The organism is Parafilimonas terrae (assembly GCF_900115755.1).
GTDB lineage: Bacteria > Bacteroidota > Bacteroidia > Chitinophagales > Chitinophagaceae > Parafilimonas > Parafilimonas terrae.
This window is the reverse complement of the sequence record NZ_FOXQ01000017.1, coordinates 76,456-98,545: the sequence shown is the minus strand read 5'-3', so window position 1 is coordinate 98,545 and position 22,090 is coordinate 76,456. Positions and strand designations below refer to the sequence as shown.

18 protein-coding genes are annotated in these 22,090 nt (G+C 40.6%); 2 read left to right on the top strand and 16 right to left on the bottom strand.

Features of this window, described 5'->3' with window-relative positions; all coding sequences use genetic code 11:
• Positions 1 to 364: 364 nt before the first annotated feature.
• The 6 genes from BM015_RS19920 to BM015_RS19895 all read right to left on the bottom strand — a co-directional run bounded on the left by BM015_RS19920 (position 365) and on the right by BM015_RS19895 (position 10,012).
• Entirely contained in the window at positions 365 to 6,685 is a 6,321-nt protein-coding gene (locus BM015_RS19920; RefSeq protein WP_090662870.1) for a fibronectin type III domain-containing protein, read from the bottom strand.
• Positions 6,686 to 7,014: 329 nt separating this feature from the next.
• Positions 7,015 to 7,524 (bottom strand): GNAT family N-acetyltransferase, encoded by a 510-nt coding sequence (locus tag BM015_RS19915; protein ID WP_090662868.1) that lies wholly within the window; start codon positions 7,522 to 7,524, stop codon positions 7,015 to 7,017.
• Positions 7,525 to 7,551: 27 nt separating this feature from the next.
• Entirely contained in the window at positions 7,552 to 7,758 is a 207-nt protein-coding gene (locus BM015_RS19910) for a putative signal transducing protein (protein WP_090662889.1), read from the bottom strand.
• A 7-nt stretch (positions 7,759 to 7,765) separates the two neighbouring features.
• Entirely contained in the window at positions 7,766 to 8,023 is a 258-nt protein-coding gene (locus tag BM015_RS19905; protein ID WP_090662866.1) for a hypothetical protein, read from the bottom strand.
• A 114-nt stretch (positions 8,024 to 8,137) separates the two neighbouring features.
• Positions 8,138 to 9,520 carry a sugar porter family MFS transporter gene (locus BM015_RS19900; RefSeq protein ID WP_090662864.1) on the bottom strand — a complete coding sequence of 461 codons (1,383 nt, stop codon included), beginning with the start codon at positions 9,518 to 9,520 and terminating at the stop codon, positions 8,138 to 8,140.
• 165 nt (positions 9,521 to 9,685) lie between these two features.
• Positions 9,686 to 10,012 carry a hypothetical protein gene (locus BM015_RS19895; RefSeq protein ID WP_143075930.1) on the bottom strand — a complete coding sequence of 109 codons (327 nt, stop codon included), beginning with the start codon at positions 10,010 to 10,012 and terminating at the stop codon, positions 9,686 to 9,688.
• A gap of 239 nt (positions 10,013 to 10,251) precedes the next feature.
• Between BM015_RS19895 and recA the strand changes: the two genes are divergently transcribed.
• Positions 10,252 to 11,283 (top strand): recombinase RecA, encoded by a 1,032-nt coding sequence (recA, locus tag BM015_RS19890; protein WP_090662860.1) that lies wholly within the window; start codon positions 10,252 to 10,254, stop codon positions 11,281 to 11,283.
• Positions 11,284 to 11,423: 140 nt separating this feature from the next.
• Here recA and BM015_RS19885 read toward each other — a convergent pair whose 3' ends face one another.
• From BM015_RS19885 to BM015_RS19845, 9 genes are all read right to left on the bottom strand, one after another.
• Complete coding sequence (locus BM015_RS19885; protein WP_090662858.1) at positions 11,424 to 11,894, bottom strand: RrF2 family transcriptional regulator; 471 nt, start codon at positions 11,892 to 11,894, stop codon at positions 11,424 to 11,426.
• A gap of 68 nt (positions 11,895 to 11,962) precedes the next feature.
• Entirely contained in the window at positions 11,963 to 12,523 is a 561-nt protein-coding gene (locus tag BM015_RS19880; protein WP_218148576.1) for a BrxA/BrxB family bacilliredoxin, read from the bottom strand.
• Between the two features lie 145 nt (positions 12,524 to 12,668).
• Positions 12,669 to 12,980 carry an SUF system Fe-S cluster assembly protein gene (locus BM015_RS19875; RefSeq protein ID WP_090662885.1) on the bottom strand — a complete coding sequence of 104 codons (312 nt, stop codon included), beginning with the start codon at positions 12,978 to 12,980 and terminating at the stop codon, positions 12,669 to 12,671.
• 116 nt (positions 12,981 to 13,096) lie between these two features.
• Positions 13,097 to 13,534 carry a SufE family protein gene (locus tag BM015_RS19870; RefSeq protein WP_090662855.1) on the bottom strand — a complete coding sequence of 146 codons (438 nt, stop codon included), beginning with the start codon at positions 13,532 to 13,534 and terminating at the stop codon, positions 13,097 to 13,099.
• Positions 13,535 to 13,804: 270 nt separating this feature from the next.
• On the bottom strand, positions 13,805 to 15,049 hold the full coding sequence (locus BM015_RS19865) for an aminotransferase class V-fold PLP-dependent enzyme (protein WP_177191975.1): 1,245 nt from the start codon (positions 15,047 to 15,049) through the stop codon (positions 13,805 to 13,807).
• Between the two features lie 177 nt (positions 15,050 to 15,226).
• Complete coding sequence (gene sufD, locus BM015_RS19860) at positions 15,227 to 16,528, bottom strand: Fe-S cluster assembly protein SufD (protein WP_090662851.1); 1,302 nt, start codon at positions 16,526 to 16,528, stop codon at positions 15,227 to 15,229.
• 98 nt (positions 16,529 to 16,626) lie between these two features.
• Positions 16,627 to 17,385 (bottom strand): Fe-S cluster assembly ATPase SufC, encoded by a 759-nt coding sequence (sufC, locus tag BM015_RS19855; RefSeq protein ID WP_090662849.1) that lies wholly within the window; start codon positions 17,383 to 17,385, stop codon positions 16,627 to 16,629.
• A gap of 111 nt (positions 17,386 to 17,496) precedes the next feature.
• Complete coding sequence (gene sufB / locus BM015_RS19850) at positions 17,497 to 18,945, bottom strand: Fe-S cluster assembly protein SufB (protein WP_090662847.1); 1,449 nt, start codon at positions 18,943 to 18,945, stop codon at positions 17,497 to 17,499.
• A 66-nt stretch (positions 18,946 to 19,011) separates the two neighbouring features.
• On the bottom strand, positions 19,012 to 19,734 hold the full coding sequence (locus tag BM015_RS19845; RefSeq protein WP_245751515.1) for a DUF72 domain-containing protein: 723 nt from the start codon (positions 19,732 to 19,734) through the stop codon (positions 19,012 to 19,014).
• Positions 19,735 to 19,879: 145 nt separating this feature from the next.
• On the opposite strand from BM015_RS19845, the gene BM015_RS19840 reads away from it, so the two are divergent.
• Positions 19,880 to 20,206, top strand: a complete 327-nt coding sequence (locus BM015_RS19840) for a DUF6496 domain-containing protein (RefSeq protein WP_090662845.1) — start codon at positions 19,880 to 19,882, stop codon at positions 20,204 to 20,206.
• Positions 20,207 to 20,300: 94 nt separating this feature from the next.
• On the opposite strand, the gene BM015_RS19835 is transcribed toward BM015_RS19840, so the two are convergent.
• On the bottom strand, positions 20,301 to 22,043 hold the full coding sequence (locus BM015_RS19835) for an alpha-L-arabinofuranosidase (protein ID WP_090662881.1): 1,743 nt from the start codon (positions 22,041 to 22,043) through the stop codon (positions 20,301 to 20,303).
• Positions 22,044 to 22,090: the final 47 nt, after the last annotated feature.

Below are 22,090 nucleotides of genomic sequence, written 5' to 3'. Positions count from 1 at the left end.
GCTTTATTGATCGCACCCAACTCTTAAAACTCGCTGACTACTACTCCAAAAGCGGTTATGGAGAGTATTTGAAAAAATTGAAGCCCTGATTGGTGGTCTGGCTTATTGCTATGAGGTGTGATTAGCTTTACGCTAACGAAGCAGTGATAAAAAGCCACTTTATACCATCATGACATGATTTGGTTTAATCTCCGTCTACATCGTTGTGGTACTAAATCTTGATTCAAGCCTTTTCCAAGCAGTCAGTGCTTGCTATCGTCCATAGCCTGGAACTTGCATTTTCTTTCCCATCTCTGATTTAAATTGATTTGTCCGTTGTAAAAAGGATGGGCTACCTAAACATTGGCAGCCCATCCTTTTTTATTTATTGCTTGAGAAGCTTCATGTACTCAACCTTCTGTGAATTCCTGTAAATAATCTTCAGCATATACACCCCGGAAGTAAGGTTACGACCTGGCGTTAACTGAACGGTATAGTTACCTTTGGGCACCCTGCCTATATTATGCGCAAAAACCGGTTTTCCATTTACATCATACAATTGAACTGTTACCTCATCTTCTTTTGGAGAAGATAGTGATAATGTGAAATTATACAGGAACGGGTTAGGATAAACCGATAAATGGTTACCTTCTGCAGCTTTCGCTGTATTTACCTGGTTAAGAGATGATGCGGTTTTGCTGCTGCTCACAGTGGCCGCCTGGCTTACAGGTGACTGCGGTGGCGAGGGAATATCGTTTGTTGAGGATTCGGTTTCCTGTATCACCAAAGCGCCTAATAAGCCAAACTGGGAATAAATACTATTGGGTGCAATGGTAATGATCGCTTCGCCGTTGTCATCCGGTACCACATCATACAGGGTTACAGTACCATCCGTATTAAGCGAGGCATTTAATACCACTTTTTTATTATTCACTGTATAGGATGTATTCACATCACCACCTATATTGGCGCTGGCAAAAAAGGTCAGGTCATATTTTTTATTCAGGTTTAACCCTTTGAGCTTCATGGTTGCGCTGCCTCCTGCAAATAGGCCATAACAATCAGCTAGCACTTTATCGGGATATACACCGGAATTATTGCCGGTAACTGTTCCAGGCCCATAAATACCTGCAAATAAGCCCGTTTCCTCCAATCTAATACTGGATGGGATACCGGTATCATCCATCAGGTTATTCCATTTGATGCCGATATCCGGTAAAGCGGCAGTATTGTTCCAGGGAGCGCCTGCCAGGTTTGTAAAAGTGAAGTTTACATACACTGCCTGGGTATAGGTGGTTACGGCAACAGGATTGCAGTAGGCAGATTGTGCGTCGGTTTTAACTGCCCTTACAGTGTAATAGTAAGTATGCCCTGCTAATAAACCTGAATCGGCATACCTGGTAACATTGCTGCCCACACTCGCTATCAAAGTATAATGCAGATTGATAGTGTCCTGCGCCCGCCATATTTCAAAACCTGCTTCATCAAAGCTTCTGTCAGCCCATTGAAGGCTGGCGGTAGCCTTTGTCTTGCCGGTAACCCGCAGGTCTGCGGGGGCAAGTAAAGCCTGGCTGCTATTATAACCTTGTATCACTAAGCTGTTCAGGTAAGCATAATCAGCCCCCGCAGCTTTTGCTACTTTGATCATCACGATGCCATTGACATTGGGAATAATGCCATTGATGGCCGCCGTAGTATTGATATTATGCGTAGCATTGAGGTTTACAGTCTGCCCGTTGATCGTGAAATTGGTATTGCCCTTCAGGCCGTCATCATGACTGTTGAAGAATACGAAATTGTATTTTTTATTCTTGTCCAAACCGGATACCTGTATGGAATCTGTTTTTGTGCCGCCTTCGTAAAAACCGGTACGCATCACCGTTTCAGGATAAACCCCTTTGTTATTGCCGGGTTGCATGCCGCCTGCAAAATTTCCCTGGAAACCGTTCATGATTTTTATAGACGCTGCAGTAGTGCTTCCATTATCATTCCTGAGATTGGATAAGGTGGCGCCAGGGGATGGCCATGCTGTAAAATTATTCCAGGGCAACGGCGCCTGGCTGCCATCGGAAAAATTTATATAAACCGATTCCATATTGGCATCGGTAACGGTAATATTGAAGGAAACAGTACTGCCTGAACCGCTGTTATCAGTGGCAGTTATTTTTATATCTTCAAAAACACCGGTTGTGCCGGCAGAAGGTGTTATGGTAATAACCCCGTTGCCGTTGCCGTTATCTGTAAAGCTGGCAAAAGACGGCAGATTAGACACTGTTAATCTTATCTGGTTGGTTATATCGTCATTTGCAGTGATATATACTGTTTGCTGCTGGTTATTTTTAATCAATATGTCTGCAACCGGGGTGATCACCGGCGGTTTATCAGGCGTAAGAATCCCGGCAACATTAGAGGCATCAGAAAGCCCGCTGGAGTTAGCAGCCTTTACGATGTAATAATACCGGGTATTTCCGGCGGCAGAAGTATCTGTATAACTGGTTGAATTATAGGGCAGGCCATCCCTTATGAGAATGAAAGGGCCCGTTGCATTTTCTGAACGGTACACCTGGTAAGCAGTTTCGTTATAGGCTGCATCATTCCAGGTCAGCTCAACGCCGTTTCCGCTGCCGGCTGCAGCAATCAGGGATGTGGGAGCAGACGGCTTCACACTGTCCGCATAAATGTATTGTACTACGATAGCATTAAGATAGCCTACCGGTGTATTATTCCCTTTGGACATTGTGAATGTAACGGTTCCGTCAGTTGAAGGTTGAATATTGCTGAAGTCTGCGGTATTGGTTATATTATTTTGTACGGCCAGGGATTTGGACTGAGACCCAACGGTAAACACAGTGCTGCCATTATTCTCTGCCCCTATCCAGCTACTGCCGGCATAAAAGCTGATACGGTATTGTTTGGAAGCATCTAAACCTGTTAGCTTGCCGGTTACCGTTTCCGGCCCGCCGAATATGCCGAAATAATAATAATCCTTTAATACAGGGTCGGGATATATCCCGGAATTATTACCGGTTTGCGGTCCCTCATGCCAGGTGGCCCACCAGTCGGTTGGCAGGGACAATCCAACAGAAGTTATCCTGTCCAGTTCATCCTTAAACCCTGAAGAAACCGGGCCCGTTACATTATTCCAGGGTGAACCTACCGGGTCGTTTTCCTTAAAACGTATATAAACGGTTTGGGAAGGATCTACATCATTTACCCTCAGGTTGAATTGCCGGGTAGCTGAACCACCATTACCATCGTTAACAGTCACCTGTATGGTATAAGTTCCTGAAGCCCCATAACCAGGTTGCAAAACCAGGTTAGCTTTGCCATGACTCTCAGGTACAATGGAATAAGTGGGAGAACCTGTTACATTAAAGGATAAGCTATCTTCTATATTTTGATCCGTTGCGGTTAAGGGAATGCCCAGTGTCTCACCCTCGTTCATGGTATAGTTGTTTATACTGTCGAGCAAGGGATAATAATTATCATTCACGGTTAGGTTGAAAATAGTACTGTCCTGGCCACCATTCCCATCTCCTACCTTTATTTTGATATTATTATATACTCCCTTTTGTCCTGAGGAAGGATTAAGAATTAAGTATGCCGTGTCTGTTCCATTTTTAATTAAGGTAGCAAATACAGGCAATTTCTGGACGAAAAAGCGTAAAGAATCTGCCTCTGCATCAAAAGCTGTAATGGGTATAATTGTTTGAATTCCAGCTGGTATAATTACATTAGAAAACTTGGCAATTATTGGCGGGTTGTTTTGTGTTTTTGCTCTTCTTGCAGGCTTGTCGGCAGAAACGGAAGCTGCAATGCTAATCGTTCTCACTTTGTAGTAATAGAATGTATTCCCATATAAGCCGGTATCGGTAAAGGAAGTCGAATTGGCGGGCAATACTGCCGCCGGTTTAAAATGAGCAGAATCAACCGCAGAACGGAATACCTGGTAATTGATCTCGGCCGTATCCACATCATTCCAGGTAATTTGTATGGAGGAAGGGGAAAGCGATAAGGCTTTAATATTGGTCGGAGGTTTGGGAACACCCAATTTTAAAGTCTTAATCTTTACATAAGCAGTAAATGCCGAAGTGCCATAATGGTTCACGGCATTTATCTTATAAAAATAAGCCGTATTAGCTTTTAAGCCAGTATCAGTAAACTGAGTAATGTTAGAATTTGCAGTATAAACGATATTATAATCTGTATTAACCTTTGTTGATCTATATATCTGGAAAGCAGTTTCATTATTGCCTTTATCTTCCCAATTAAGCTTTATTTTGTTCCAAGCTACTGCCTGGGCTATAAGGCTGTCCGGCGTTTTTGGGGGAGTGCCAGCAGGTGTATCATCGTCTGAGAAGTATTGATCTTCTATTATGTGAAAATCAGCGTCACCAAGAAACTGCTGATTAGACCATTCTAACTGTATCCTCTTATTATTCTTATTTTGAAAAAAGCCAACAGCAATCGGATAATAGCCTTTTATTAAGCGTATAAAAGCAGTTTTGCTTTTTGAGCTGTTTAAATGGTCATTATTGATTAATGGTATTGAATCAGGATTGTATTTACTTAACCATAATTTGCTGCCATCATCCGAAGTGAGCCTAAATTTATAATTACCAGTGACGGGGGCATAAATAACCCCCTGCCACAGAAAGGAAAATTGAAAATCCCTTTGCTTTGGGTTTAAAGTCAAGTTGGCTGTCACTCCAGTTTTTGCTGGTGTGAGGGCATCAAAATCCGGGAGGCTTGTCCAGGAACCTTCATAATACTTATAAAATAACCCCTTTAAAATGGCAGGTGCACTTACCAGGTTGCTTTGTACGGAATAATTGCCACTTGTGTCAACAGCCTTTACGTAAAATGAATAAATTTTGCCTTGCTCCAGACTGTTAATAATAATTGTTGTGTCAATACTACTGTAGCTCTTAACGCCATTCATATAGACTACATATTTTGCTACCCCTACATTATCCGAGGAACTATTCCATTGCAGTAGCATGGAGGAATTGGTAGTATATATAATTTTTAATGAACCTGGTGCAGTGGGAGGCATTGCGTCTGCACTTGTGGTTGCGCTGGCAATATTTGACATCAAGCCTGCACCGTTGTTGTTAATAGCTCTGATTTTATAGTAATAAATTGTCCCTGGTGTTAACTGTCTATCTCCGAAAGAAAGCGAATCAGCAGGAACCTTTCCTATAAACGAATAATCATCTTCCTGCCTGGTGCTTCTATAAATCTCGAAAAATGTTTCATTGTTCCTCGGGTTAGGATTATCTTCCCAACCAAGCAGGATTTCGGTAACTGATAAAGTAGTTGCTGTTAGTTTTGTAGCCGCATCCGGCGCATTAGAACCCCCTGCATCAATTACATTAAAAGGCTGACTATATATACTGGAGCAACCATATTTTTCCGTAACGGCTGCAATATACTGCCCAGGTTGCGCTGCTTTAAATATTCTCTCTGTCCCTGTCACGGCATCACTTCCCAGCTTCTTCCAAGCATAGCTGGTATAACCGCTGTCCGGCACTTCGAGATTTACATAATTCTTCCCGTCACCCGAAGCCAGCGCATTACTCATTAAACCCGATATAGTTATAGGAGGCGTTACCGTTGGCGGAGTAATATGTATAATCGCCGGGGTATGCGACCAGTCAGACCAGGTAGAACCGCGTAAGACCCTGGCTTCATATTTGCCGAGTGAAGTAACATGGAGAGAATTACCTGTTGCCCCTGCAATCACAACGCCGTTTCTTCGCCATTCATAGTCATTAAACCCGGGCGCCACGCCAATAGTAACATCAATGTGATTGCTGTCACAAAACCCGGTCCTGCCATACAGAACCCAGGGATTGGAAGAATAGGCCCGCAGCATAAAAGGGAAAAAATCCGGTTCGGCGAAAGCGCTGTTCCAGGTACCATGTCCTGCATCAGAATATTCGGTATAAGTATAGTTACTACCTGCTATTAACATGGCGTTATTTACCTGTTGAGCAGTGGAAGCTGCAGGCGAGCCGTCCAATCCTCCCTGGAAATCCCATATAGGAGTAAATTTGACCTGGTTGACAACCGGTGCTTCTTTATACCCGATGGAAATGTTTGACATAGGTAAGGCCGAACTTACATAAGTGTTATAATTAATAACCATATCCCAGCAGGCTTGTCCGCCTGAAGATGGGCCATTTACACTAATATGAAATGGATCAGCCTTATTATTATCCACCATATAATTGATGAGATCAATAATTCTTGTATAAGAAACATTTCCCCAGAGGCCCTGGCTCTGGGGAAATAGGACGTATCCGTCAAAAGTACCGTTATCCACGGCATCCATATAGGGCTGGCCACCATGGTAAAGCTGGCTTTCATTGTCGGTGATAGGCCCGGATTCTCCCCCGCCATGAAACACGATAGCCAAAGGATATTTTTTCCCATCGTTAGCTGCTGGGTTATATGTTTTGGGAAACTTCAGGCGGAAACACATGCCCTCATAGATATAAGCTTTATAGGAATCTGTATTCCACGATACGCCTTTTGTTCTTACCCATTTTCCTATTTGTCCATAAGGCGGTTCTACAGGCGGATTGGAGGGGTCATATTCAACCACCGGGTCATTAGGGTCTAATACAGACTGGGCTGCGGTTTGTTTTTGGCAAAAAACGGCAAAATAAAGCAACAGGGAAAAAAGGTAAATTTTTTTCATCGGACACGATTAATCAACAAATATTCAGTAGTAAGGCAAACCGGTGAACAACATTATCCTGGCGGATACACCACAATAGTTCCGGTAAGACAGACCGGAAGGAAGACCAGGGCACGGATGTTACAATACTGGTTTTACACTTTACGCAATAAAAGTAAGCCTTAGTATTTTTTAGGGTTTGGCAGATTGGCGAGTTAGCGATATTAATCCGTAAACGTGCGATCTGAACCGGTAAATGGCTGGGTTGCCAGTTTGTAAGGAGTGTAGGTAAGGGGCCGGCTATTTTGATTGGATTATTTAAATCCGGGCTCGTCTGATATTTAAGATAATCATCTGTCTAACAATTTCACCCAAACATAATCATCCATTATCATGTTGTTTTTTATAACTCCTTTGCGGCGGATATTTTCAAGATAAAAACCATTTTTGTGCAACACCCGCATGGATGCTTTATTAAATTCAAATACTTCGGCAAATACACGCACAACATTAAATTCTTTTTCAATATAGTTAAGCAGGACGCGCACCGCCCTGCCGGCAATGCCTTTATTCCAAAATGGTTCTCCTACAAAATACCCTATTTCCATGTTTTTACGATGTATATCTGTTTGAGGGGTACAGCCAATACTGCCCGCAAGCTTTTCATTATAAATAATTGCAAAGTTCAATTGCGGTTTTTGCCGCCTGCAATGCGATATCCATGCCTCGGCATCTTTAAGTTTGTAAGGATGCGGCAGGCTGTCCCTTACATTATTCCAAATATTCCTGTTGTTGGCGATTAATGTTAGTTGTGAAGCGTCTTCTTTTCTCCAGGGGCGTAAGTAAATTTCAGAATTCATCAGTTTGGTCCGCTTATATGAATTGAGCTAATTCAACAAAGCATTGTTTAATAAATGCAACGCTATGTCTTTTAAATGCAAAGGCACATATATTTCTATATCACCAAAGGAAAGATAACTGCTGTCCTGCCTGTTTAAAATTACGGCCTGAATGTCATTTTCTTCAAGCTTGCCTTTAATAATATTCGCTTCAAGATAATTTCTTGTACTATATAATTTAAACCAGCCCTGCATAATTTTTTTATGCAATATTCATCATTAAAAGGAAGAACAGGTCAAGAATAATTAAAAATAAAATTATAAGGCTTAATTTATTTTGCGATTTCCTCACTTTAATAAGCTTTTCGCCACGTGTGGTATAAATGCTGTATTGGCTGAAATAAAACCAATCGGCCAGGCTGTTAAATTGTGATTTGGCTAAAAAAAAATAGGTTTTGATAATGATGAAAAATCCAATAATTGCAGAGGTTATGTAGAAAATTGTATAATAGGCGTTCATATAAGCGGTTACATTTTTTCAATTAAACGCAAAGCTATCTATTAGCAGCATATACAATACTAAAGTTTTGAAAAACATTCTTTTAATATTCTGAATACGGAGGAAGGCATTCAGTTATTCAATTCCCAAATCCTTCTGTATCTGTTCCAGCGCCCTTCCTTTAGTTTCGGGCACTTTGGTTAAAACCCAGATAAGCTGCAGCACCATCATAAATGAAAAGAAAGCAAAAATTGGCCAGGGGTTATCCTTAAAAACCCCTTTTTTATCATCAATAAAAATAGGCGATATTAAGGTAATAACGGCAGCGCAAACCCAATGTGTTCCTGCCCCGAAAGACTGGCCCATTGCACGGATTTTGTTCGGAAAGATTTCTGAAATAAAAACCCATATCACTGCGCCTTGCCCTATTGCGTGCGATGCAATAAACATCGCTAAAAATGTAACCAGCAAGCCTGCACTTAAATGGTTATAAAAACACCATGCAACTGCCGCTAAACTTATAATATACCCGATTGACCCGATTAACAGCAAAGTCTTTCTTCCAATGCGGTCAATAAAATATAAGCCCACAAAAGTGAATACAAGATTGGTACCGCCAATTGTAATAGAGCTTTTTAAAGAGTCGTTCGCCGCCAGGCCTGCACTTTCCAAAATGCGCGGCGCATAATATAAAATAAAGTTGATGCCTGAGAACTGGTTAAAGAAAGCAATGAAAAAAGCAAGGCTTAAAATAGTTACATGCTTTTTGCTGAGAAACGGCGTTTTTTTGCCACCGTTATCTTCATGCTGAACGGCATTCCTGATTTGTTTTATCTCTTCGTCTGCATTACTTATACCCAGCTTCGATAATATTTTCCTGGCATCATCATCTTTTCCTTTTGTAACAAGCCAGCGCGGGCTTTCCGGAATGCCTATCACTAAAATTGAATAAATAAGTGATGGTATTGCCATAACGCCAAGCATCCAGCGCCAGTCGTTGCTTCCGCCCACACCTTTTAAAAGATAGTTTGAAATATAGGCTATTAATATTGCAAACACAATATTAAACTGGTACATCGCAACCAATTTTCCTCTTGATGAAGCTGTGGAAATTTCTGAAACATAAGTTGGGGCTGCAACAGATGATGCGCCAATGCCAATACCGCCAATAAAACGAAAGAAAGAAAAAGTGTATGGGTCAGGCGCCAATGCAGAACCAAACGATGATACGGTAAAGAGAATCCCGATCCATATCAATACTTTTTTTCTTCCGAATTTTTGAGTGGGGATGCCGCCGCCCAATGCGCCCAAAACCGTTCCCCACAAAGCCATCGACATAATAAAAAAGCCATGCTGCCACGGCGTTAAATGCCAAAGCTCCTGTATGGGTTTATCAGCGCCGGATATAACCACTGTATCAAACCCAAAAATAAAACCCGCTAATGCCGCGACTAAAGAAATACCAAATAAACTTTTTCCTTTTGCTGAAATACCGGGAGCATCAATATTGGCTTGCATAAAATTTAATTAATGGCTGTAAGCAATATGGTTTGTAAAAGTGCTTTGCCAAAATACAATGTTATTCGCAGCCGGAAATATTTTTTCAATAATAAACAAAATAAAAAACCCGGCCTGGAAAAGCCGGGACATATTTAAATGAGAAAATTGCCTATGTAAAAAAATTTAATTGTAACAATAATTACCGAGCCATGCATGCGGGTCAAGAGAAGTCGTGTTTTTTATGGTTGATGGAAACACACTGTACAATAATTGTATAAAAGAAAAGCCTGGCCTTATCTGCCACAGGTAAAGCTTTGGGTTTTCTGCCGCTTCAAACACTTCCGGTAAAATTTCACTGATCAAACCATTGGCACAAATTTCTTCCATTTGCTCCTGCAACGTCATGTTTGCTGAAGGCTGTATTTCTTTACTGCACCATTCCCGCTGGGCAAAAGAATTATTGGTAACCAGCAGGATTTCTTTTTGTGTAGCATTCGTTTTCATCTTCATGCATTTTATTTATTCGCTAATCAAATTTCATTTTCACGGCCGGCCCGCGAAGCGGTTTGGCCGGGTTCTATAATTCTGTCTGTAAAAATTCAAACGCTTTATTCATTAGACGCTGATTTGTATAAAAGGATACATCAGCAATAAAAAAAATGCGTTAAAAAACAGGTGGTTGTTTGCTAAACTTATGTATGTTTGAAAACTAAATTTCTTAGCTTTGTAATCTTTAAATAATACTACGAATGAAGAACGATAAAGAGAAAGACCTTAGTTCAGATAAACTAAAAGCGCTTAAACTAACAATTGAAAAAATTGATAAAGACTTCGGTAAAGGCAGCGTGATGATGATGAATGAACGCGGCGAGCAACAAATGGAAGTCATTTCAACCGGATCTATTGGTTTGGATATTGCCCTTGGTGTTGGCGGCCTTCCACGCGGCCGTGTAGTTGAAATTTATGGCCCTGAATCAAGCGGTAAAACAACTATTGCCACGCATGTAATTGCACAGGCACAAAAGAAAGGTGGTATTTGCGCCATCATAGATGCGGAACATGCATTTGACAGTGCCTATGCACAAAAACTCGGCGTTGATATTGACAATCTTTTGATCTCTCAACCTGATTATGGCGAACAGGCTTTGGAAATTGCAGACCGCTTAATTCTTTCAGGCGCATTGGATGTAGTGGTAATTGATTCTGTGGCAGCGCTCGTGCCCAAAGGTGAACTGGAAGGTGAGATGGGCGATAGTAAAATGGGTTTACAGGCAAGGTTAATGAGCCAGGCTTTGCGTAAGCTTACTGCCACCATCAGCAAAACCAATACGGTGTGTATTTTCATTAACCAGTTGCGTGAAAAAATAGGTGTGATGTTTGGTAACCCGGAGACAACAACCGGGGGCAATGCTTTAAAGTTTTATTGCTCTGTGAGGTTGGATATACGGCGTACTTCCCAAATTAAAGATGGCGATGAAGCTATTGGTAACCGCGTGAAAGTAAAGGTGGTTAAAAATAAAGTTGCCCCGCCATTCCGCAGTGCGGAGTTTGATATCATTTTTGGTGAAGGCATTAGCAAGGTTGGTGAAATTATAGATATGGGTGTAGAAATGAATATCGTTCAAAAGAGCGGGAGCTGGTTTAGTTACGATGGTAATAAACTTGGCCAGGGCCGCGATGCGGTAAAAAACCTGCTTTCTGATAATGAAGGGCTGGCTAACGAAATTGAAGGAAAAATAAGGGCGCGGCTTATAGAAATGCAAACCGGCGCTGCTGAATAAAAACAATATATCTTTTTATAAAAAACGCTGCAGGCATAAACTGTGGCGTTTTTTTATGACTGTTTATTGCTAATAATAGCATTGATGCTAAAATGTATGCTGAATTATACGCAGTTTATAAAGATGTAGATATGCAAAAATTATTGCTGCAACATTAATTCAGCTTCCAACAAAGCCTGCAGTTTAATTACAGACTCCTCTTTACCGCAGAGATCGGCAAGCGTCATTTTATTTAACACCTGGTCAACTGTAAACTGAATTATTTTCCAGAGAGAACGGGCGGAACAATCAACAGAATTGGTGCAGAGGTTTAAGGCGCCGATATGAGTAGCACAGAATTTATCATCAAACAAAGCGCCGCCCAATGTTTTTAAAACTTCGTTGATATTTATTTCAGGTGTGGGTCTTGAAAGCACATAACCGCCTTTTTGGCCAGGTGTGCTTTTTAAAAAACCACCTAACCGCAACTGCCTCGTGAGCTTGGCAACATAATGCGGTGTTAAGCCTTCCGCTTCACTTATCTGCGGAATACTTAAACCATTTTCATCGCCGCATCTTGCAATGCGTATTAAAATGCGGATGCCATATTCTTCCTGTGCGGTTATTTTCATTTTGTTGAGTTGATTTGTTGAATGGTTGATTAGTTTAAATGTTACTAATCAACCATTCAACTTATGAACTACTGCTGTTGCTGTTCCAGCGAAAGCGGATCAACATCATACGTTGCAATAAAATATTGTCTTAATGCTTCAACGGCAGCATCATCATTCTCTTTTGTACAAATCTTATTGTATTCCTGGATTAATGCATCGGCTATATCGCCGGCTGCACTTCTTTCAATCTGGTAACGGTGTAAAATGAATACCAGTTCTCCATCTTTAAACAAAGAAATGGTTGGCGAACTTGGTGTAATGCCTGGCAAATATTTTGAGCGGAACAGTGCAACTGCATCTTTTTCCATACCTGCAAAAAGCGTAAGCTTTTCATCAGGAACTACCTTGCCAAATAATGATAGCAAAGCACCCGGCCTTGCCACTCTTGCGCCGCAACCGCAAACAGAATTTAATACAACCATTTTTACCTTACCATCGGTTACGCTCAAAGCTTTATCTACTTCTTCTGCAGTAAGCAATTGTGTAAACCCATTATCTGTAAGTTCTTTACGAAATGGTGCGGCTATTTGTTCAGGATATGAAGGGCCGTTATTGCCCATCAAACTATCTACGCTTATCTGTGCCATAAATTTATGAAGCTCATCCTTAAATCCCTTTCCTGCATGAAGAGACTTTGAAGAGCGTTTTGTTTTTATTGTTTAAAAATATATGTAAGAACTTATTCTGCTTTTTAATAATCAGGTCCCTTAAACTCCCTTTCAGGGAATGGGATTACATAAAACCCAGTTCCAGCGCTGCAGCTTCACTCATCATACTTTTATCCCAGGGCGGTGTCCACGTTACCGAAACATGCACATCATTCACACCTTCAATTTCACGTATTTTCTGATCCACTTCAACAGGTATTGTTTGTGCGGCCGGACAACTCGGCGCAGTCAATGTCATTGTTATCTGCACGTTGTTGATGGGCAATACATCTACATTATAGATCAGGCCCAGGTCATAAATATTTACCGGTATTTCCGGGTCATATATTTCCTGGAGTTTTTCTATTACTTTTTCTTTTAACTGTTCTTCGTTCATAACCATCTTCGTTTCCTCTCTGCAAGCCAGAGGTTAAGTTTTTGCTTTTCAATTATCTGTTCCTGCTACCTGCCTGGGCCTTCAAAGCGTATGGGCATGCTCAACCTTTCAACCGATTAACCATTCAACTTCACGTTATACGCTAAAGCATAATGCTTCATCTGTTTCACCATTGAAAGCAAACCGTTGCTGCGGGTTTGCGCCAGATGATTTTTCATTCCAATCTTATCAATAAAATCAAGCCTGGCATCTAAAATTTCCTGTGCTGTGTGGCCGGATAAAACCCTTATCAGCATGCTTACCAAACCACGAACAATCACTGCATCACTATCTGCTTTAAAATAAATCCTGCCTTCTTTTTCATCTGCTATCAGCCAAACCTGGCTTTGACAACCTTTTATTTTATTCTCATCAATCTTAAATTTTGCATCCAGCGGTTCCAGCTTTTTGCCAAGATCAATGATGTATTCATATTTATCTTCCCAGTTATCAAACAATGAAAACTCATCAACAATTTCATCTTCTGTTTCCTGTATCGTTTGAACTGCTTGCATTATCAACTACAAATATTTTAATCTTCAATTTTTTACTCAATCTTCGATTCGTCATGTCGAGGTAACGAGACATCTCATGAAATGAAGTTGTAAAACTTCGGGAGATTTATTTCGGTCATTATTGTTTTTCAATTGTCTTAATGATGCTTCGCATTCTCCTATCGTCGAAATGACGTTCTAAATGATTTATTCTTTCTAAGAACTTAATTATATATACGTTTCAATTTATCAACTGCTTAACCTTTAAACTAATTCCAAATTACCAATTCCTTACTTAAGCATCCCAATCGCCTTCGCTACACCCTTCACCAATTCATCCACTTCTTCTTTTGTATTATACATCGCAAACGATGCGCGTATTGTTCCCGGAATTTCAAACCTGTTCATCAACGGCTGGCAACAATGATGTCCTGTTCTTACCGCAATGCCATAGTTATCTAAAAGAATTCCCATATCCTGCGGATGCACGCCATCAACTATAAATGATACCACGCTGGTTTTATGTTTGGCCGTTCCAATTAAACGCACGCCATCAATTCCTGAAAGCTGTTCCATTGCATATTTTGTAAGTGCTTCTTCGTGCTTTCGAATATTCTCTTTGCCAACTTCAGTTACAAAATCAAGCGCTGCTTTAAATGCAACTGTATCTGCAATGTTTGGCGTGCCAGCTTCAAACTTGTATGGCAATTCGTTATAGGTTGTTTTATCGAATGTTACTTCTTTAATCATTTCGCCACCGCCCATATATGGCGGCATCTCTTCCAGCAATTCTTTCTTACCATATAAAACGCCCACGCCGGTTGGGCCATACACTTTATGGCTTGATATAACGAAGAAATCACAATCCATTTCCTGCACATCAATATTTAAATGAACAGAAGATTGCGCACCATCCACCAATACAACAATGTTGTGCTGATGTGCTATATCAATAATATCTTTTACAGGGTTAATTGTTCCCAGTGAATTAGATGCATGAACAATAGAAACGATCTTTGTTTGTGGCGTGATAAGTTCTTCAAATTCGCTCATCACCAGTTCACCGTTATCATCAACCGGAATAACTTTTAATACAGCCTTTTTTTCCAAACACAATATCTGCCAGGGAACAATATTGGAATGATGTTCCATGCCGGAGATAATGATCTCATCGCCTTCTTTAATATTTTGCCTTCCGTAAGTGGCCGCTACCAGGTTGATGCCTTCTGTTACGCCGCGTGTAAAAATGATCTCTTCACGATGCCCCGCATTAATAAATTCTTTTACCGTATCTCTTGTGGCTTCAAACGCCGCGGTTGCTTCTTCCGCCAATGAATGAATGCCGCGATGAATATTGGCATTGTATTGATGATAATATCTCACCAATGCATCAATTACAACCTGTGGCTTTTGCGCTGTTGCCGCATTGTCAAAATACACCAGGTTCTTTCCTTTTACTTTTCTTTCAAGCACAGGAAATTGCCTGCGTATTGCAGCAACATCAAAAGGTTTTATATCGGTGTCAATTGAAGTCATAATTCAATTGTTATATTTTGTGAACGTCATTTCGATGATAGGAGAATGCGAAGCATCATTAAGACAATTGAAAAACAATAATGACCGAAATAAATCTCCCGATAATCACTTTGCTTCAATTTATAGAGATGCCTCGTTGCCTCGACATGACAATTAATTTCTTAATTCAAAACTTATTTAAAGAACTTCAATATCTAATCTTTCATCTATCTTCTTTTCCAGATAATTTTTCAACACATCAATCTTTACTTGTTCCAAAATATCTGCAGCAAAAGCATGCAGCAACAAAGCCTTTGCTTTCTTTTCACCAATGCCTCTTGCACGCAAATAAAACAATGCATCTTCATCTAACTGGCCAACGGTGCAACCATGCGAACACTTCACATCATCAGCAAAAATTTCTAATTGCGGTTTTGTATTTACAGATGCATTATCACTTATCAATACGTTTTTGTTGCTTTGATAGGCATTTGTTTTTTGTGCATCCTGCCGCACAAAAATCTTCCCGTTAAAAACGCCGGTGGAATTGCCATCCATAATGCCTTTATAAAATTCATTACTGAAACAATTAGGCTTCAGGTTATCAACAATGCTATGATTATCCACATGCGTTTTGCCATTCACCATATACAAGCCATATAAATGGCCTTCGTTGTTTGGCGCTTCCAGGATCATGTTGATGTTATTGCGGATCGTTCCGCCATTCAGCGTAATGGTTACACAATGCGTAAAACATTTACCAACCTGTTGCACATGCGTAGTGCCTACGTGATGACAATTTTCATTTTCATCCTGCACTTTATAATATTCAAGCCTTGCATTTTCCTGCACTGCTATTTCAATAACTTCATTGGTAAAGCTTTCGTGCAAACCATTGTTTTTATATAATTCAACCAATTGCACCTGTGCATTTTCTTCAACCACCAGCAGGCTTCTTGGCTGCACAAAAACGTTATCGTTTTCAGTGCCTGTTATATGATAAATAAAGATTGGATGTTCAACAACCTTATTCTTTTTTACCAGCACAAACAAACCGTTAGCGGTAAATGCGGCATTCAAAGCATTCATTCCATCTTTCATGTATTTGCTGCTCTGGTTTAAATGTTGCTGCACATAAGTTTTATACTCGCTATCTGCAGCTTCATGTAAACTCAAAACAACCAATGCATCGTTTGTAAAAGTTGAAATCTCTTTTACAAAAACACCATTCACAAAAAATAATTCAGCAGCAAATTCAGATTGCAAACGCACATTGTTCAACATTTCTTTTGTTGGTACAACAGCCGTTGTATGCACTGCAAAATTCTTGTTTGTTAAACCTGTCAACCGGGTGTATTTCCATTCTTCATTGCGTGAAGTGGGAATACCCGATTTATTATATAATTCAAAGGCCTTTGCACGGATTGAACCCAGCAAACCATTACCAGCCGCTGCATTCAGTTCGTTGTATTTATCCTGTATCGTTTCTGTTAAACTCATTTTTATTATTATGTTACCAGCTTTTATTTTTATGGCATCACGGTTGTGTCACTCACTTCAACTGATGCATTTCAATCAGCATTGAAACTCCTGAACTCTTAAACTCCTTCCGCAATTGTTTGCTTAATGAAATCGTAACCTTTTTCTTCCAGTTCCAAAGCCAATTCTTTACCGCCCGATTTTACAATGCGGCCTTTATATAAAACATGTACAAAATCAGGCACGATATAATCCAGCAAACGCTGATAGTGTGTAATAACAAGTGTTGCATTGTCTTTACTGCGCAAAGCATTCACACCATCCGCAACAATGCGCAATGCATCAATGTCCAACCCGCTATCTGTTTCATCTAAAATAGCAAGCTTAGGTTCAAGCATGGCCATTTGAAATATTTCATTACGTTTCTTTTCACCACCGCTGAAGCCTTCATTTAGAGAACGGCTCAAAAGCGATTGGTCAATCTTCACCAGCTTCATTCTTTCTTTCATCAGCTTTAAAAAAGAAACTGCATCCAATGCATCCTGTCCGCGATGTTTGCGGGCTTCGTTTACGGCTGTTTTAATAAAGTTCGTTGTGCTCACACCCGGAATTTCAATCGGGTATTGAAAGGCCAAAAACAAACCTTCCCTTGCCCTTTCTTCGGGCGACATTTCCAGTAAATCAACGCCATCGAATTCAACAGTGCCATCAGTAACTTCATAATCGCTTCTGCCTGCGAGTACCGATGCTAAAGTGCTTTTGCCAGAACCATTTGGCCCCATAATAGCATGCACTTCACCGGCATTGATTTGCAGATCGATACCATTCAATATTTTCTTGTCTTCAATCTGTGCGTGTAAGTTGTTAATCGTTAACATAAAAAAAGCCTCTCACTAAATCCTTCTCCGAAGGCGAGGGACTTCGAAGAACGTTTATAATTAAATCTGTAAATAAATTCAAGAACTTGTTAAAGGTTTGGATGGGCTGCTTTATCCCACACTTCCTTCTAAACTAATCGCCAAAAGCTTTTGCGCTTCTACTGCGAATTCCATTGGTAATTGATTCATCACTTCTTTTGCAAAACCATTAATAATTAAGGCAACAGCAGTTTCTGTATCAATGCCGCGTTGGTTGCAATAGAATATCTGATCTTCTCCAATCTTGCTGGTTGTGGCTTCGTGCTCAACTATAGAAGTACTGTTTTTTGTTTCTATATAAGGAAAAGTATGCGCACCGCATTTATCGCCCAATAACAAAGAATCGCATTGCGAAAAGTTGCGGGAGTTATGTGCATTTTTACCCACCTGCACTAATCCGCGATAACTATTCTGGCTTTTGCCGGCTGAAATACCTTTGGAAACAATGCGGCTGCGGGTGTTTTTGCCTACATGCATCATTTTTGTTCCGGTATCGGCCTGCTGATAATTATTGGTAACGGCAACAGAATAAAATTCGCCTGTTGAATTATCTCCTTTTAAAATAACGCTTGGATATTTCCACGTGATAGCGGAACCGGTTTCCACCTGCGTCCATGAAATTTTTGCATTGGCGCCGCAAATGCCGCGTTTGGTAACGAAGTTGTAAATGCCGCCTTTACCTTCTTTATCGCCGGGGTACCAGTTCTGAACTGTAGAGTATTTTATTTCGCCACCATCAAGCGCAATCAGTTCCACAACGGCGGCATGCAACTGGTTTTCGTCACGCATCGGCGCTGTACAACCTTCGAGATAGCTTACATAAGCGCCCTCATCGGCTATTAATAACGTTCTTTCAAACTGCCCGGTATTTTCAGCATTGATGCGGAAATAAGTTGACAATTCCATCGGGCAGCGAACGCCTTTGGGAATATAGCAGAATGAACCATCGGTAAAAACGGCTGAATTCAATGCAGCAAAGAAATTGTCTGTCATTGGCACCACGGAACCGAGATATTTTTTCACCAAATCCGGGTGATCATGAATAGCTTCTGTGATGGAGCAGAAAATAATACCCTGTTCTGCAAGTTGTTCTTTAAAAGTTGTGGCTATAGAAACGCTGTCTATAACGGCATCAACGGCAACGCCTGTTAAACGTTGTTGTTCTTTTAATGAAATACCCAGCTTCTCGAAAGTTTCACGCAATTCAGGATCTACTTCATCAAGGCTTTTTGGCTTAGCTTTTTGCTTAGGCGCCGAATAATATTTTGTGGCCTGGTAATCGATTTTTGGGTAAGAAATATTTGCCCAGGCCGGCTCTTTATCTTCAATACTTCTCCAGTAACGGAAAGCCTTTAAACGCCATTCAAGCATCCATTCGGGCTCTTCTTTTTTTGCTGAAATAAAACGGATAATATCTTCATTTAAACCGAGCGGGGCTTCATCTGCCTCGATATTTGTAACAAAACCATATTTGTAATCACTGAGAGCGGTTTGCTCTAACGTTTCTATCATTTCGCTCATGCTGCAAAAGTACAAATGAATTTGTACAAAAAAGTATAAATTAAATTTATGGCGCTATAAAGCGCGTCAATCAGCCAAAAAATTCTTTAATTCGAAAGCGTTATGTATGGCAGCCATAGTTGCTGTATTATTAAAAAAGATGTAAGCTGTTTTATTGATGGCCTTCTTTTTAAGCTTCATCGCAAAATCCTTTATTTCCTGTTCTGAATATTGGGAGAAATATAATTTTGGAATACCATGAAACCGGTAATAAACCGTAGGGGTGTTAACGACAATCTCATCCGGCAAATTTTTGATGCTGATGCCACAGAAACTGATATTGTAATTTGAAAACACATTTATAACGTGCTGGTTCCACCAGTTAGCTTCTCTTAACTCAACAACGTTAATGAATGAAGTATTTAGGTTTTGCGTAATACGTTGCAAAAATTCCTCATTATAAGCGGTTTTTGCCGGAAACTGAAAAAGCACCGGGCCGAGCTTTTCTTTTAATCCTTCTTTTATTGTACCGTAAAAATCATCCAGTAATTGTTGGCAATCATTCAACTGTTTATAATGTGTAATTAACCTTGGCGCTTTCACTGAAAACTTAAAATCAGCCGGGCTTTTGTTATACCATTTTTGCAGCAGTTCCCCTGTGGGAAAACGGTAGAATGTAGTATTTAACTCAAGGGTGTTGAACCGGGTGCAGTAATAGTCAAACCATTTGCCCTGCGGCAGGCCTTCGGGATAAAAAGTTCCTTTCCATCCCTTATTATAAAACCCTGAACAACCAATATAATACTGCATAATAAAGTTATTCAAAAACAACTCCATTTTAAAGATAACTTTAGGGTAACCTGCCATCGGCAGATTGTACATAATATTGCATGGGCAGAGATGGCAGATATTTTGATGGGTTAGGATATTACTAACCTGTTTAAATTTAATAAAGATGGCTAAATATGGAAAAAAAGCCCAAAGCAAGGTAAAACGTGCAATGGACGAAATGAAAGAAGGAAAACTGAAAAGCGGCCGGAGCGGTAAAAAAGTTACAAGCCGCAAGCAGGCAATTGCAATAGGTTTATCTGAAGCGCGAAAAGAAGGCGGCAAGGTGCCGAAGAAGGCTGCAAAGAAGAGCTCAAAGAAAGCTGCTCCGAAAAAATCAGCTCCAAAAAAGGCAGCGAAAAAAACGGCTACCAAAAAGACAGCAAAGAAGGCTGCACCTAAAAAGACAGCCAAGAAATCAGCAAAAAAATCGGCAAAGAAGAGCTCTAAATAGAATTATTAAATAAATTGCTCCCGGTTTAACTTCTTGGATTGCTGCTTAAAACAATCCTTTTAAAGGTCACAATGTGCTGTGGCCTTTACTTTTTTTATAGCTTTTCAACCACCAGGAAAACCACGCCCATAGGCGGCAGGTTTACATAAACCCCGTTTGCTGCACTTGCGGAATAAGCTTTTACAGCAGCATAATTTAAGGGGCCTCCTGCCGGCAAACTTGTTCCCCGGCTGTTTACATAAACTTTTCTCGAAAAACTGTTGTTATTTGTTCCGCCGGTTAAAGTGTACCAGTAAAATTTGCTGCCGGCATTAAAATTTTTATAGGCAAGTTTTATTGTTTGAGAGGATGAGGACTGGTTAACCAGGGTTACGCCAATTTCTCCCGAACTAAACGTAGAAGCATAAGCATTAATATTATTTCCGCCTGAAACACTGGCATTTATACAACGGTCACCCAGCATTTTTTGAAGAAAATAATAGTAATAGAATGCGGGCCTGGGGTTCCACTTAGGCACACCCGGCTCATCACCCTGGCTAAACATGCCATGGTCATTTCCTTCTTCCCATGCATTGGCAAGGTCCCAGCGGCTGGCAAAGCCGAACTTATTCTTCATCAATTCATTTAATACGAGCACGGCATGCATGCCCGAAACCTGGGAAACCTGCTGCTGTGAACCTTGAGAGAATATATTAAATTCAGTTAAAGCAATTGGTTTTGAAGATAAACCGGCGTTTTGCTGGCTTTGATTCAAATAATTCATTATTGCAGAAGGCACACTGGTGGCGCTTGCCAGCACTTCAGCAGGTGGGGCATCTGTTTGGTATGCCGTGAAATAATCATGGGTGATTAAAAAATCAGGCATGTTGCCTGCCGCGGTAAGCACACCATTATTCCAGTTCTTTTCTGTTTCTGTTTGGTAAGATTGCGGCGGCTGGCTTATAAGCAATGCGCCTATATAAATGGTTGCCCCAATTTCACTGGCTGCTTTGCGCATGGAATCAGCAAAAATTTTGAAATGTTGCCCGTATAAAGTCCCGGTTATAATTTCAGGCTGATCATCTTTGTTTTGGGAAAGATCAATGCGGTAACCTGCCTCCCAATTGCCGTGGTTTTCATTACCAATCTCCCAGTATTTTGTGCGGCCATTATCATACCGCACCCAGTCTGCAGCAAGATGTGCAGCCGCCGCAACCGGGTTTGAAGATGTGCCATAACGGGCGTAACCATAATTAACGGTTATCATACCTTCATTACCGGTATTTTGAAGCATCTGGTAATATTTATCAACCGAGCATGTCCAGTTATCATTATTCATTCCACTCCAGTAACCGGCAGGCGCTGCAACGCCATCTGCATTCAGCAAATTATCAGGTGTATCGCCAGGTTTAGAATTGGCGGATTGGTTCCAGAAATAAATATCACTAATACTTCCGCCGGGAAACCGTATAACTTTTGGCTTTAAATCTTTAATGTACTGTAATAATGCTGCGTCGGTAAAATCGCCCATCCAGGAATTAGCATTATTACCAAATAATAGGGGTGATATTTTTGTAAGAACAGTTGATGCATCCACTGTAACAGTGATGCCTGCCGAAGCAGGTACAGTTGTATCTTTCGCATCCGGTGCAGTAAAAGTTTTAGGCTGCCAGTCATTCATAAAAAAACCGATGGAGTTGGCAAGCGTTGGGTCTGCAGGTGTTACTATTGCCGGAATAGTATCATCAGGTGGTGAGAGCGTACCGCCATTATCATCATCGTTGCCGCCAATTTCTTTTTTGCAGAAACTAAACAATACACATATTGCAAAGCCAAGCAGGCACATCATTCTTTTCATACCGGCAAAATTCATTTGTGCAAAAATAAAAACCGGCGAAAAGCACC